Here is a 14,881-nt window from a genome sequence, read left to right as displayed (position 1 = left end):
TGATAAGGGTGAGGTCGGCAGTTCGAATCTGCCCAGACCCACCAATTTTGTTATGGGGCCATAGCTCAGCTGGGAGAGCGCCTGCCTTGCACGCAGGAGGTCAGCGGTTCGATCCCGCTTGGCTCCACCATATAAACTGCTTCTGAAAGCTTAGAAATGAATATTCCGAGAGAATATTGATTTCTAGTCTTTTGATTAGATCGTTCTTTAAAAATTTGGGTATGTGATAGAAAGATAGACTGAACGTTACTTTCACTGGTAACGGATCAGGCTAAGGTAAAATTTGTGAGTTCTCTTAATTGAGAAATTCGAATTTTCGGCGAATGTCGTCTTCACAGTATAACCAGATTGCTTGGGGTTATATGGTCAAGTGAAGAAGCGCATACGGTGGATGCCTTGGCAGTCAGAGGCGATGAAAGACGTGGTAGCCTGCGAAAAGCTTCGGGGAGTCGGCAAACAGACTTTGATCCGGAGATGTCTGAATGGGGGAACCCAGCCATCACAAGATGGTTATCTTGTACTGAATACATAGGTGCAAGAGGCGAACCAGGGGAACTGAAACATCTAAGTACCCTGAGGAAAAGAAATCAACCGAGATTCCCTTAGTAGTGGCGAGCGAACGGGGACTAGCCCTTAAGTGGCTTTGAGATTAGCGGAACGCTCTGGAAAGTGCGGCCATAGTGGGTGATAGCCCTGTACGCGAAAATCTCTTAGTCATGAAATCGAGTAGGACGGAGCACGAGAAACTTTGTCTGAATATGGGGGGACCATCCTCCAAGGCTAAATACTACTGACTGACCGATAGTGAACTAGTACCGTGAGGGAAAGGCGAAAAGAACCCCGGAGAGGGGAGTGAAATAGATCCTGAAACCGTATGCGTACAAGCAGTGGGAGCCCACTTTGTTGGGTGACTGCGTACCTTTTGTATAATGGGTCAGCGACTTATTTTCAGTGGCGAGCTTAACCGAATAGGGGAGGCGTAGCGAAAGCGAGTCTTAATAGGGCGTCTAGTCGCTGGGAATAGACCCGAAACCGGGCGATCTATCCATGGGCAGGTTGAAGGTTAGGTAACACTGACTGGAGGACCGAACCGACTACCGTTGAAAAGTTAGCGGATGACCTGTGGATCGGAGTGAAAGGCTAATCAAGCTCGGAGATAGCTGGTTCTCCTCGAAAGCTATTTAGGTAGCGCCTCATGTATCACTGTAGGGGGTAGAGCACTGTTTCGGCTAGGGGGTCATCCCGACTTACCAAACCGATGCAAACTCCGAATACCTACAAGTGCCGAGCATGGGAGACACACGGCGGGTGCTAACGTCCGTCGTGAAAAGGGAAACAACCCAGACCGTCAGCTAAGGTCCCAAAGTTATGGTTAAGTGGGAAACGATGTGGGAAGGCTTAGACAGCTAGGAGGTTGGCTTAGAAGCAGCCACCCTTTAAAGAAAGCGTAATAGCTCACTAGTCGAGTCGGCCTGCGCGGAAGATGTAACGGGGCTCAAACCATACACCGAAGCTACGGGTATCATCTTCGGATGATGCGGTAGAGGAGCGTTCTGTAAGCCTGTGAAGGTGAGTTGAGAAGCTTGCTGGAGGTATCAGAAGTGCGAATGCTGACATGAGTAACGACAATGGGTGTGAAAAACACCCACGCCGAAAGACCAAGGTTTCCTGCGCAACGTTAATCGACGCAGGGTTAGTCGGTCCCTAAGGCGAGGCTGAAAAGCGTAGTCGATGGAAAACAGGTTAATATTCCTGTACTTCTGGTTATTGCGATGGAGGGACGGAGAAGGCTAGGCCAGCTTGGCGTTGGTTGTCCAAGTTTAAGGTGGTAGGCTGAGATCTTAGGTAAATCCGGGATCTTAAGGCCGAGAGCTGATGACGAGTTACCCTTTGGGTGACGAAGTGGTTGATGCCATGCTTCCAAGAAAAGCTTCTAAGCTTCAGGTAACCAGGAACCGTACCCCAAACCGACACAGGTGGTTGGGTAGAGAATACCAAGGCGCTTGAGAGAACTCGGGTGAAGGAACTAGGCAAAATGGCACCGTAACTTCGGGAGAAGGTGCGCCGGTGAGGGTGAAGGACTTGCTCCGTAAGCTCATGCCGGTCGAAGATACCAGGCCGCTGCGACTGTTTATTAAAAACACAGCACTCTGCAAACACGAAAGTGGACGTATAGGGTGTGACGCCTGCCCGGTGCCGGAAGGTTAATTGATGGGGTTAGCTAACGCGAAGCTCTTGATCGAAGCCCCGGTAAACGGCGGCCGTAACTATAACGGTCCTAAGGTAGCGAAATTCCTTGTCGGGTAAGTTCCGACCTGCACGAATGGCGTAACGATGGCGGCGCTGTCTCCACCCGAGACTCAGTGAAATTGAAATCGCTGTGAAGATGCAGTGTATCCGCGGCTAGACGGAAAGACCCCGTGAACCTTTACTATAGCTTTGCACTGGACTTTGAATTTGCTTGTGTAGGATAGGTGGGAGGCTTTGAAGCGTGGACGCCAGTTCGCGTGGAGCCATCCTTGAAATACCACCCTGGCAACTTTGAGGTTCTAACTCAGGTCCGTTATCCGGATCGAGGACAGTGTATGGTGGGTAGTTTGACTGGGGCGGTCTCCTCCTAAAGAGTAACGGAGGAGTACGAAGGTGCGCTCAGACCGGTCGGAAATCGGTCGTAGAGTATAAAGGCAAAAGCGCGCTTGACTGCGAGACAGACACGTCGAGCAGGTACGAAAGTAGGTCTTAGTGATCCGGTGGTTCTGTATGGAAGGGCCATCGCTCAACGGATAAAAGGTACTCCGGGGATAACAGGCTGATACCGCCCAAGAGTTCATATCGACGGCGGTGTTTGGCACCTCGATGTCGGCTCATCACATCCTGGGGCTGAAGCCGGTCCCAAGGGTATGGCTGTTCGCCATTTAAAGTGGTACGCGAGCTGGGTTTAGAACGTCGTGAGACAGTTCGGTCCCTATCTGCCGTGGACGTTTGAGATTTGAGAGGGGCTGCTCCTAGTACGAGAGGACCGGAGTGGACGAACCTCTGGTGTTCCGGTTGTCACGCCAGTGGCATTGCCGGGTAGCTATGTTCGGGAAAGATAACCGCTGAAAGCATCTAAGCGGGAAACTTGCCTCAAGATGAGATCTCACTGGAACCTTGAGTTCCCTGAAGGGCCGTCGAAGACTACGACGTTGATAGGTTGGGTGTGTAAGCGCTGTGAGGCGTTGAGCTAACCAATACTAATTGCCCGTGAGGCTTGACCATATAACACCCAAGCAATTTGAGTCGAACAGACCAGATTGCGGTGTGTGAAGACGAAACGAACCGAAAGTTCGATGTTCACAAACACCGAAAGCTGTCACATACCCAATTTGCTGAAGCGAGGCCATCTGGCCACGACTCAGTACCCGAATTTCTTGACGACCATAGAGCGTTGGAACCACCTGATCCCATCCCGAACTCAGCAGTGAAACGATGCATCGCCGATGGTAGTGTGGGGTTTCCCCATGTGAGAGTAGGTCATCGTCAAGATTAAATTCCGAAACCCCAATTGCGAAAGCAGTTGGGGTTTTGTTTTGCCTGCGAGAAATTTCCTACAGCATTCGCCGACACTGCCCGGCTGTCACAACCTGCCGACAATGCTAAGGTTCTGCCTTAGCTTTTGTACTCTCCAAGGAAGCCTCTATGCCGGACGCCCAGTCCCTCAACGCTGCATTCATGGTGGTTCAGAGCAATAGCCTGGACGAGCTGCGCAGCCTTGTGATCAGCATCATGCGGCGCTACCCACTAGCGCCCCTGGAGAACGAGATTGCGCTGGTACAAAGCAACGGCATCGCGCAGTGGCTCAAGTTGGCTCTGGCAGAAGATCCGCAGGAAGACGACTTGGGCGGCTGCGGTATCGCCGCAGCGATCGATGTGCAATTGCCGGGCAGTTTCATGTGGCAGCTATACCGTCTGGTATTGGGTCGCGATGAAATCCCACCCAAATCCCTTCTCGATAAAGCGCCGCTGACCTGGCGCCTGATGCGCTTGTTGCCGCAGCTGATCGACCGCCCGCATTTCGAACCGCTGCAACGTTTTCTGACTCACGACACGGACTTGCGCAAGCGCTACCAACTGTCCGAGCGACTGGCGGATCTCTTCGACCAATATCAAGTATATCGGGCTGACTGGCTTGAGGACTGGGCCGAGGGTCGCCACCAGTTGCGCAATGTCCGGGGCGAGGTAAAAGCGCTCCCCGCCACCAGTTGCTGGCAAGCTGAATTATGGCGGGCGCTGCTGGACGATGTAGGCGAAAAGGGCATGGCGCAAAGCCGGGCCGGTGTGCATCAGCGATTTATCGAGCGCATCAATAAGCTCGCAGAGGCCCCCACCGGCTTACCGCCGCGAGTGATCGTTTTCGGGATTTCCTCACTTCCCGCACAAGTCCTCGAGGCGCTGGCCGGACTGGCGCGTTTCAGTCAGGTATTGCTCTGCGTGCACAACCCGTGTCGTCATCACTGGGCCGATATCGTCGCCGACAAGGATTTGCTCCGTCACCAGTACAAGCGGCAATCGCGCAAGAGCGGCATGCCGGTCGTACTGGACGCTGAAACCCTGCATCAACATGCGCACCCGCTACTGGCCGCTTGGGGTAAACAAGGCCGAGACTATATAAATTTGCTCGATAGTTATGACGACCCAAACAGTTACCGGGCAGCCTTTCGTGACGGGCGCATCGACCTGTTCAGCGAGACCCAGCCGCAGAACATGCTCAACCAGCTTCAAGACGACATTCTTGAGTTACGTCCGCTCAATGAAACTCGCGAGCAATGGCCCGCGGTCGATCTGTCACAGGACGAGTCGATCCGTTTTCACATTGCCCACAGCGCGCAGCGCGAAGTCGAAATTCTGCATGACCAGCTACTGGCACGTTTCAGTGCCGACCCGCAGTTGCGTCCACGCGATGTGATCGTGATGGTGCCGGACATCGACAATTACGCGCCGCATATCCGAGCGGTGTTTGGTCAACTCGATCGCCATGATCCGCGTTTCATTCCATTTACATTGGCGGATCAGGGGCAACGCGGTCGTGATCCGTTGCTGATTGCGGTGGAACATCTGCTCAAGCTCCCCGACAGCCGTTTTCCGGTCAGTGAGATCCTCGACCTGCTCGACGTTCCTGCATTACGTGCCCGCTTCGGAGTTGAGGAACGCGACCTGCCAACATTGCATCGTTGGATTGAAGGTGCGGGCGTACGCTGGGGGATGAACGCAGAGCAGCGAGCTGGCCTTGGTTTGCCCGACGAGCTAGAACAGAACAGCTGGCATTTCGGCCTGCGTCGGATGCTGCTGGGATACGCCGTCGGCAGCGCAAGCGCCTGTGAAGGTATTGAGCCCTACGATGAGATCGGTGGGCTGGATGCCGCGCTGATTGGGCCCCTTGTGGCCCTGCTCGATGCGCTGGAACTGGCCCACCAGCAGCTCACTCAACCGGCACAACCCGCCGAGTGGGGGTATCGCTTGCAAGCGCTAATGCAGCTGTTTTTCAAAGCGAGCAATGAGCATGACGACTACTTGCTGACGCAACTTGAGGAGCTTCGCGAAACCTGGCTGGAGACTTGCGAAGCGGTGAATCTCACAGATGAGCTGCCGCTCACCGTGGTTCGCGAGGCCTGGCTCGCCGGGCTGGATCAGGGTCGCCTGTCCCAGCGTTTCCTCGCCGGTTCGGTGAATTTCTGTACGCTGATGCCCATGCGCGCCATTCCGTTCAAACTGGTCTGCCTGCTGGGCATGAACGATGGCGACTATCCTCGCGCGCAGCCTCCGCTGGACTTCGACCTCATGGGCAGCGATTACCGCCCCGGCGATCGCTCGCGACGAGAAGACGATCGCTATCTTTTGCTCGAAGCGCTTCTGTCTGCGCGCAATCAGCTCTACATCAGTTGGGTGGGCCGCAGCATTCGCGACAACAGCGAGCGGCCGGCATCTGTGCTAATCGGCCAGTTACGCGATCATCTGGCCAGCGGTTGGCGATTGCTCGATGAGCACGGCGATTTGCTGGAGGCCATGACTGAAGAACATCCGCTGCAACCGTTCAGTGCGCGCTATTTTCATGAAGGCGATCAGCTGTTCAGTTATGCCAGCGAGTGGCAGGTGCTGCATCAAAAGCACCAGCCTCAGACCGGTGTCGAGTTGCTTGCCCCTTATGTACAAGAAGAACCGTTGACCCTGGCTTTGTTGCAGGACTTTTTGCGCAACCCGGTTCGACATTTCTTCACCCAGCGACTCAAGGTGTATTTCGAGGCTGCTGAAGCACCACTGGCGGACGAAGAACCCTTCGTGCTGGACGCGTTACAGCGATATTCGCTCAGCGAAAGCCTGCTCGAAGCGGCGCTGAGGCAACCGGAAAATATCGATCAAGCGCTCGACGCACAGGCCCGTCGGCTGCAAAACAGCGGTCTGTTGCCAATGGCAGGATTCGGCGAATGCCTGCAGCGGGAATTGATCGAGCCGTTGCCGGATCTGCTCAAGCGCTATCAACAATTGCTGACGCTCTGGCCTGTTCCGCTGACCAGTGCGTTGCCTGTCAATCTGGAGCTGCACGGTCTGCGTCTGGAAGGCTGGCTCGCCGGTTTGCATCAGCGCGCCGACGGCGGTCTGTTGTCCGTCACGACCATTCCCAACAGCATCGGCTCGATCAAAAACCGTAAATGGCATCGTCTGACCAAGCCTTGGGTCAACCATCTCGTCGCGTGCGCCAGTGGCCTTTCGCTGACGACCGCTTTGGTGGCCAGCGATGACACGCTGCTGCTTGAACCGCTGGAGCCTGCACGGGCGACGCGTTTTCTTGGCGATCTGCTCCTCGCCTGGCAGGCGGGCATGCGCCAACCGCTACCGATAGCGGTGAAAACCGCGTTCGCGTGGCTGTCTCAGTCCGACCCGTTGAAAGCCGAAGCTGCCGCTTGCAAGGCGTATGAAGGTGACGGGCAGACCACTGACGGTGAGCGCCGCGAAAGTCCCGCATTGCTAAGGCAGTTCGCTGACTTCCAGTCACTGCTGGCCGACGAAACATTTTCCGGCTGGTGCGATGCCTTGTACCGCCCGCTTTTCGAAGCGCCATGGCGTTCGCTGTCCACCGAGGGGGCACGCACATGAGTACCAAAGCACCCCTCGCGCTGGCATTTCCGTTACATGGCAGCCAGTTGATCGAAGCCAGCGCCGGTACTGGCAAGACCTTTACCATTTCTGCCCTCTATCTGCGGCTGATCCTCGGGCATGGAGACGAGTCGAGCGGATTCGGTCGTGAATTGCTGCCGCCACAAATACTCGTGGTGACATTCACCGATGCCGCAACCAAGGAACTGCGTGAACGGATACGCAAGCGTCTGGCGGAGGCGGCCCGATTCTTCCGCGACGAGATGCCGGCCCCAGACGCACTGATCGCCGAATTGCGCGATCAATTCGAACCCCAGCAATGGCCAGGCTGCGCGAACCGCCTCGATGTCGCCGCGCAGTGGATGGATGAGGCCGCCGTTTCGACCATCCACAGTTGGTGCCAGCGCATGTTGCGTGAGCATGCGTTCGACAGTGGCAGCTTGTTCACCCAGTCGCTGGAAACCGATCACAGTGACTTGCTTGGCGAAGTGCTGCGCGATTATTGGCGTCTGTTCTGTTATCCAATGCAGGGCGACGCCTTGAATTGGGTTCGCAACAACTGGGGCGGGCCTGCGGCCTTGTTGCCACGAGTCCGTGGCTTGTTTGCCAGCGAACGCGACAGCGATGAAACAAGGGCTCCCGCCGAACTTATCAACGAGTGCCTGCAAGAGCGCCGCGTGGCCTTGCTTGAATTGAAAATGCCCTGGCGCCTGTGGGCAGACGAATTGCTCGCCATCTGCCATCAGGGCGTGGCCGGCAAAACGGTCGACGGGCGCAAGATGCAGGCACGCTATTTCGAACCGTGGTTCGAAAAGCTCAAGGCATGGGCTGAAGACGAGTCCCTGGAACAACTGGACATCGGCACCGGATTCTCGCGTCTGACGCCTGACGGTATGGCCGAAGCCTGGAAGGGGCCGCCGCCATCGCACCCGGGTCTGGATGCCATGTCGGCTCTCAAGGCGAGCCTCGATGCGCTGCCAACGCCCGATGCTGCGGTTCTGCAACACGCCGCCCAATGGGTCGGCACACGTTTCGAAGAAGAGAAGCGTCGTCGCGCCGAAATGGGCTTTGACGACATGCTCTTGCGCCTCGATGCCGCATTGCAGTCCGACGGTGGCGAACGACTGGCGACATTGATCCGTGAGCAATTCCCGGTCGCGCTCATCGACGAGTTTCAGGACACCGATCCGGTGCAGTACCGGATCTTCGAGAGCATCTATCGCATCGAAGAGAACAGCGCCGAAACCGGCCTGTTTCTGATCGGCGATCCGAAACAGGCGATCTACGCCTTTCGCGGGGCGGATATCTACACCTATCTGCGCGCGCGTCAGGCCACCACTGGCCGACTGCATACGCTGGGTACCAACTTCCGCTCCAGCCATGGCATGGTCGAGGCGGTCAATCATGTCTTTGCACGCGCCGAATCTCGCGAGCAGGGACGCGGTGCGTTTTTATTCCGCGAGAAAACCGGCAACAACCCGGTGCCATTCCTCCCCGTTGAGTCTCAGGGACGCAAGGAACGCCTGCAGGTCGACGGGCGAGACATTACAGCCTTGAATGTCTGGCAGTTGTCTTCCGACCAGCCATTGTCGGGCCTGGTTTACCGTCAACAATTAGCGGCAGCGTGCGCCAGCGAAATCACTGCGCTGCTCAATGGCGGGCAGAGTGCGCGCGCGGGATTCATTCAGGATGGCAAAGACTTCAGAGGCTTACGGCCGTCCGACATTGCGATTCTGGTTCGCGATGGCAAGGAAGCTCAAGCTGTGCGCAGTGAGCTGGCCGACCGTGGCGTGCGCAGCGTGTATCTGTCGGACAAGGATTCGGTATTCGCAGCGCAAGAAGCCCACGACCTGTTGGCTTGGCTCAAGGCCTGTGCCGAACCGGATGTCGAGCGCTTGCTCAAAGCCGCACTGGCCTGTGTCACGCTGAACCTGCCCTTGGCCGAGCTCGAACGGCTGAACCAGAATGAGTTGTTCTGGGAAACCTGCGTCATGCAGTTTCGTGGCTATCGCGAACTGTGGCGCAAGCAAGGCGTGCTGCCGATGTTACGGCGCCTGTTGCACGATTTTCACTTGCCGCAAACCCTGATGAAGCGCAGTGATGGCGAGCGCGTGCTGACTAACCTGCTACATCTATCCGAGCTGATGCAGCAAGCCGCTGCGGAACTGGACGGCGAACAAGCGCTGATCCGTCATCTGGCCGAGTTGCTGATGCTGTCCGGGCAGGCGGGTGAAGAACAGATCCTGCGCCTGGAAAGCGATGAGCAATTGGTCAAGGTCGTGACCATTCACAAATCCAAGGGCCTGGAATATCCCTTGGTGTTTCTGCCGTTCATCTGCTCGGCGAAGCCTGTGGATGGCAGTCGCTTGCCGCTGCATTACCACGATGCCGAAGGCAAGGCCCGGGTTAGCCTCAAGCCAACCGCCGAGCTGATTGCGCAAGCGGATGATGAGCGCCTCGCTGAAGATCTGCGTTTGCTCTATGTCGCTCTGACGCGTGCGCAGCATGCCTGTTGGCTGGGCGTGACGGATCTCAAACGCGGCAATAACAACAGCTCGGTGCTGCATCTTTCCGCACTGGGCTACTTGCTCGGCGGTGGTGCTGCATTGAGTGAATCCGGCGAACTCAAGCGTTGGCTGGAAGATCTGCAACAGGACTGCGCGGCAATCAACATTATGGAGATGCCGCAACCCACCGACGAGCATTACCGTCCGCCACGCAATGAGGCGGTACTCAGTGCCATCCGTGTGCCCAAGCGCAAGGCCAGCGAAAACTGGTGGATCGCTTCCTACAGTGCGTTGCGGATCAGCGACGTGTTGAGCGTCGGCAGCGATGAGGCGCCGGACAGTCCGCAAGCGCAAAAGCTGTTCGATGACGAGCGCCTCGATCCGGATGCGCCGCGCGAGATGATTGCCGGTGGCGCCGATATCCATCGTTTTCCTCGCGGCCCCAATCCGGGCACGTTCCTCCACGGGTTACTTGAGTGGGCCGGCGAAGAAGGTTTCGCCGTTTCCCGTGAGGCCCTGGAAGATGCGATCGCGCGGCGCTGCAATCTGCGGGGCTGGGAGGGCTGGATTACCACGCTCAGTGACTGGCTGCAGCATTTGCTCAAGCTGCCGCTTCCTGTTGCGGACGGGCACCCGCCCGTGGTGCTGGAGGAGCTGAAACAGTTTCGCGTCGAGATGGAGTTCTGGTTCGCCAGCCATAAAGTCGATGTGCTCAAACTCGATGAACTGGTGCGTCAGCATACTCACCAGGGCGTCGCCCGGGTCGCGGCAGAACCGGTGCAACTCAACGGCATGTTCAAGGGGTTTATCGACCTGACGTTCGAACACAATGGCCGTTATTACGTCGCCGATTACAAATCCAACTGGCTCGGCCTGGATGATCAGGCGTACACCGAAGCAGCCATGGAGCAATCGATTCTCGACAACCGCTATGACCTGCAATACGTGTTGTACCTGCTGGCCTTGCATCGACAGCTCAAGGCGCGGCTGGCGGATTACGACTACGACCGACACGTCGGCGGTGCGTTGTATCTGTTCCTGCGTGGCACACGCGCCGACAGTCGCGGCGTTTACTTCGCTCGTCCGCCACGCGAACTGATCGAGCGCCTGGACCGAATGTTTCAAGGCAAACCCGAACCCAAGACCGAACCCGCCTGGGAACAGGGAGTCCTGCTATGAGTCGCACCTTTGCCGATTTGCTTCCCACGCCGCTGGCAGCCGACAGTCTGTCGAAGCTCGCGCCGCTGAGCCGTGCCGATGATCTGTTGCTGTTGCTCACGCGCTGGGTCGAGCGCGGTTGGCTGCGTGCGCTGGACAAGGCATTCGTCGCCTTCCTTCACGAACTGGAGCCGGACACCGATCCATTGGTGTTGCTCGCGGCGGCACTGACCAGCCATCAACTCGGCCACGGTCACGTCTGCCTTGATCTGTTCGAAACCCTGAAGGCGCCCGATTTCGCGTTATCGCTGCCACCGGAGGGTGATGTGCAAGGCGGTGTGTTGTTGCTGCCTTCGCAACTGCTGGACGCGCTGGAGGGTGCGCACTGGTGCAAGGTTCTGGCGAGCAGTTCGTTGGTGGCATTGGCGGCGGATCCCAGTGATGCAGCGCAGCAGCGTCCGCTGGTGTTATCCGGCAAGCGCTTGTACCTGCGTCGATACTGGGCGTACGAACGGCGCATCGATGCGGCGTTGCGTCAGCGCCTGGAGCAGGTCGAGCCGACGCCTGCTGACTTGCCGCAGCGCTTGAACGGGTTGTTCGAGTCGGGCGGGCCTGGCGAAGTGATCGACTGGCAGAAGCTCGCCTGTGCCCTCGCCACGCGCGGTGCTTTCAGTATCGTTACCGGCGGGCCAGGTACCGGCAAAACGACCACGGTGGTGCGTTTGCTGGCCTTGCTGCAAGCGCCAGCCGTGGAGGCCGGTCAGCCGTTGCGCATTCGTCTCGCGGCGCCGACCGGCAAGGCGGCGGCGCGGTTGACCGAGTCGATCAGTCAGCAAGTGCAATCGCTGAAAGTCAGCGAAGAGGTCCGCGCGAAAATCCCTTGCGACGTGACCACCGTGCACCGCTTGCTTGGCAGTCGTCCGGGCACTCGCCACTTCCGCCACCATGCCGGCAATCGCTTGCCACTGGATGTGCTGGTAGTCGACGAAGCCTCAATGATCGACCTGGAAATGATGGCCAATCTGCTCGATGCCCTGCCGGCCCATGCGCGACTGATTCTGCTCGGCGACAAGGACCAACTGGCATCGGTGGAGGCGGGTGCGGTGCTGGGCGATCTGTGCCGCGACGCCGAGGGTGGTTGGTATAGCCCACAAACTCGACAGTGGTTGGAGGCGGCCAGTGGCGAGACGCTACAAGACAGCGGCCTGCATGAGGACGTCGACGGTTCTCATCCCTTGGCTCAGCAAGTGGTGATGCTGCGTCATTCCCGGCGCTTCGGCGAAAGCAGCGGCATCGGTCAGCTCGCGCGGCGGGTCAACCAACAATTGCCGGAGCAGGCGCGGCAGTTGCTGGTGGCCGGTGACTACGCCGATGTGTATTCGTTGGCGCTCAAGGGCGAACACGACCACACGCTGGAGCGTCTGTTGCTGGAGGGCCACGGCGACGGTCCGCAAGGTTACCGCCATTACCTGAATGTGCTGCGCGACAAGCGTCCACCGCCGGGCAGGCCGCTTGAGCACCCGGACTGGATCGTCTGGGCGCGGGATGTTTTGCAGGCGTTCGATACGTTTCAGCTGCTGTGTGCCGTGCGTAAAGGACCGTGGGGTGTCGAAGGTCTGAATCAGCGGATTACCGCGGCATTGCTCAAGGCACGCCTGATCGAAAACGATCAGCAGTGGTACGAAGGCCGTCCGGTATTGATGACGCGCAACGATTACGGTCTGGGTCTGATGAATGGCGATATCGGTATCGCTCTCAAGCTGCCCGAGGGCGAAGGATCTGATGCCGGCAAGCCTGTGTTGCGCGTGGCCTTCCCGCGCAACGACGGCCAGGGCGGCGTGCGTTTCGTATTGCCCAGCCGGCTCAACGATGTCGAAACCGTCTACGCGATGACCGTGCATAAATCCCAGGGCTCGGAGTTTGCCCACACCGCGCTGATCCTGCCCGATGCCTTGAATCCAGTGCTGACCAAAGAACTTGTCTACACCGGCATCACCCGAGCCAAGCACTGGTTCACCTTGATCGAATCCCGAGCCGGCGTGTTCGAGGAGGCGGTGCAGCGCAAGGTCAAGCGGTTGAGCGGATTGATGCTGGAACTGGAGGAAAACGGCATCTTTCAGGATTGAAGTCTTGCACTGGCGGTGGGGCGGTTATTGACCAACCGGTCAGTGCTCGCCGCCTCGCTGGCCCTTCGCCGCTGTGCTACCGTTGCGGCATCATTTCGCTACGATCCAAGAGAGTTTCCTGCATGAAGGTGTCTGTCTGGGAGGCAGGGCGCATCGTTGTCTGCAAGCAAGCCGTGCTGGTCGGCCTGTTCTGGCTCATGACGGGCGTGGCTATGGCGCAAGCGCCCGCAGGTATGGCTGAACAACGGGCCAAATCCGTCACCCAGGTCGTGCTGGGGATTCTCAGTTATGCGCGCTGGCCGGTCGAACCTGCGCAGTTGCGCCTGTGTATCGTCGGCCCCACCGAATACACCGATGATCTGGTCAAAGGCACCGCTCAGGCCACTGGCCGGCCGGTGCTGGTGCGACGGCTTTTGGCCGACAACCCGGCGATCGTCAGCGAATGCAATGCGGTCTATATCGGCAAGCTCACCAACGATGAGCGCAGTCGCTTGTTTGCTTCGCTGATCGGGCATCCAGTGCTGAGCATCAGCGAAGGTGGCGGTCAATGCACGGTTGGCAGCCTGTTCTGTCTGCGTGTGGGCGATGAACAAGTGTCGTTCGAAGTCAATCTCGATTCCGTCGCCCGCAGTGGCGTGCGCATTCACCCCAGCGTGTTGCAATTGTCGCGACGCAAAGCGGCTGCACCATGAGGCTGTTCAGACCGAATAGCCGCCCGACGCTGGGCTCGGTGATTGGCCGAGGGCATTTGATTGTCGCGCTGGTCGCCGTGGCGATGGCCAGTGTCTCGCTGACCTTGCTCGGTGTGCTCGCATTGCGCGTGTATGCCGATCACAACCTGCATTTGATTGCGCGTTCAATCAGCTACACCGTTGAGGCCGCGGTGGTGTTTAACGACAAGGCTGCCGCCACTGAAGCGCTGGCGCTGATCGCCTCGACCGAAGAAGTGGCTGATGCTCAGGTGCTCGACAGCCAGGGACAACTGCTAGCGCAATGGCAGCGCCCGGAAAACGGTTTGATTTCCGAGCTGGAAATGCAGATCGCCCGCGCGATCCTGGAAAAACCCGTCAGCCTGCCCATTGAACATCAGGACCGAGAAATCGGCCGGGTGCTGCTCACCGGGCATGGCGGCAGTCTGATGCGCTTTCTGCTCAGCGGTCTGGCAGGCATTATCCTGTGCACGGCGATCAGTGCCTGGGTGGCGCTGTATCTGGCCCGGCGTCAGTTGCGCGGCATCATCGGCCCGCTGCGCGGCCTCGCCGCCGTGGCGCACGCCGCCCGCAGTGAACGAGCGCTGGATCGGCGGGTGCCACCGGCGCAAATCGCCGAACTCGATAATCTGGGCAATGACTTCAATGCGTTGCTCGACGAGCTGGAGTCGTGGCAGACCCACCTGCAAAACGAAAACGAAACCCTCGCCCATCAGGCCAGCCACGACAGCCTGACTGGCCTGCCCAATCGCGCGTTTTTCGAAGGGCGCTTGATCCGCGCGTTGCGCAGCGCGAGCAAGCACGATGAACGCGCTGCTGTGCTGTTTCTCGACAGCGACCGTTTTAAAGGCATCAACGATAACTTCGGTCATGCTGCCGGCGATGCGGTATTGGTGGCAGTGGCCAACCGCGTTCGCGCGCAATTGCGTGAAGGCGATCTGGTCGCGCGGTTGGGCGGCGACGAGTTTGCTGTACTGCTCGCGCCGCTGCATGCGATCGAAGATGCCGAGCGCATTGCCGACAAGATTCTCGCCAGCATGGACATGCCCATCGCGCTGCCGGGTGACACCCGCGTGGTGACGTCGCTGAGTATCGGCATTGCGGTGTTCCCCGACCATGGCGCCAGCCCGAGCGCCTTGCTCGATGCCGCCGATGCGGCAATGTACCAAGCCAAGCGCCTGTCGCGTGGCGCCCAATTCACTGCCGGGGCGGAGCACCCGGTCGATTCCGAACCCTCCAGGAGCTGATA

General features: G+C 58.3%; 5 protein-coding genes, 2 tRNA genes and 2 rRNA genes (1 of these 9 only partly in view). All 9 read left to right on the top strand.

Annotation, left to right across the window (positions count from 1 at the left end; all coding sequences use genetic code 11):
• Positions 1–44: transfer RNA gene (locus BLU24_RS25080), tRNA-Ile, on the top strand; it begins 33 nt to the left of the window's first position.
• A gap of 10 nt (positions 45–54) precedes the next feature.
• Positions 55–130: transfer RNA gene (locus BLU24_RS25075), tRNA-Ala, on the top strand.
• Between the two features lie 234 nt (positions 131–364).
• Positions 365–3,258, top strand: a 23S ribosomal RNA gene (locus BLU24_RS25070).
• A gap of 151 nt (positions 3,259–3,409) precedes the next feature.
• Positions 3,410–3,525 (top strand): 5S ribosomal RNA (gene rrf / locus BLU24_RS25065).
• A gap of 153 nt (positions 3,526–3,678) precedes the next feature.
• A complete protein-coding gene (gene recC, locus BLU24_RS25060) occupies positions 3,679–7,131 on the top strand; it encodes an exodeoxyribonuclease V subunit gamma (protein ID WP_093104944.1) in 3,453 nt (1,150 codons plus the stop codon).
• Positions 7,128–10,817 (top strand): exodeoxyribonuclease V subunit beta, encoded by a 3,690-nt coding sequence (gene recB / locus BLU24_RS25055; protein WP_093104940.1) that lies wholly within the window; start codon positions 7,128–7,130, stop codon positions 10,815–10,817. Before recC ends, recB begins: the two co-directional genes overlap by 4 nt.
• The gene (recD, locus tag BLU24_RS25050; RefSeq protein WP_093104936.1) at positions 10,814–12,922 is read left to right on the top strand and encodes an exodeoxyribonuclease V subunit alpha; all 2,109 of its coding nucleotides are present in this window, start codon (positions 10,814–10,816) and stop codon (positions 12,920–12,922) included. Before recB ends, recD begins: the two co-directional genes overlap by 4 nt.
• 122 nt (positions 12,923–13,044) lie before the next feature.
• Positions 13,045–13,614 (top strand): YfiR family protein, encoded by a 570-nt coding sequence (locus BLU24_RS25045; protein WP_093104932.1) that lies wholly within the window; start codon positions 13,045–13,047, stop codon positions 13,612–13,614.
• On the top strand, positions 13,611–14,879 hold the full coding sequence (locus BLU24_RS25040) for a diguanylate cyclase domain-containing protein (protein ID WP_093104928.1): 1,269 nt from the start codon (positions 13,611–13,613) through the stop codon (positions 14,877–14,879). The genes BLU24_RS25045 and BLU24_RS25040 overlap by 4 nt, the downstream gene beginning before the upstream one ends.
• Positions 14,880–14,881: the final 2 nt, after the last annotated feature.

Source organism: Pseudomonas sp. Z003-0.4C(8344-21), from assembly GCF_900104975.1.
Taxonomy (GTDB): Bacteria; Pseudomonadota; Gammaproteobacteria; order Pseudomonadales; family Pseudomonadaceae; genus Aquipseudomonas; species Aquipseudomonas granadensis.
This window is presented reverse-complemented; position numbering and strand designations above follow the sequence as displayed.

Coding starts and splice junctions, on each gene's coding strand:
- recC (WP_093104944.1), top strand. CDS start 3,679: ATGCCGGACGCCCAGTCCCTCAACGCTGCATTCATGGTGGTTCAGAGC.
- recB (WP_093104940.1), top strand. CDS start 7,128: ATGAGTACCAAAGCACCCCTCGCGCTGGCATTTCCGTTACATGGCAGC.
- recD (WP_093104936.1), top strand. CDS start 10,814: ATGAGTCGCACCTTTGCCGATTTGCTTCCCACGCCGCTGGCAGCCGAC.
- BLU24_RS25045 (WP_093104932.1), top strand. CDS start 13,045: ATGAAGGTGTCTGTCTGGGAGGCAGGGCGCATCGTTGTCTGCAAGCAA.
- BLU24_RS25040 (WP_093104928.1), top strand. CDS start 13,611: ATGAGGCTGTTCAGACCGAATAGCCGCCCGACGCTGGGCTCGGTGATT.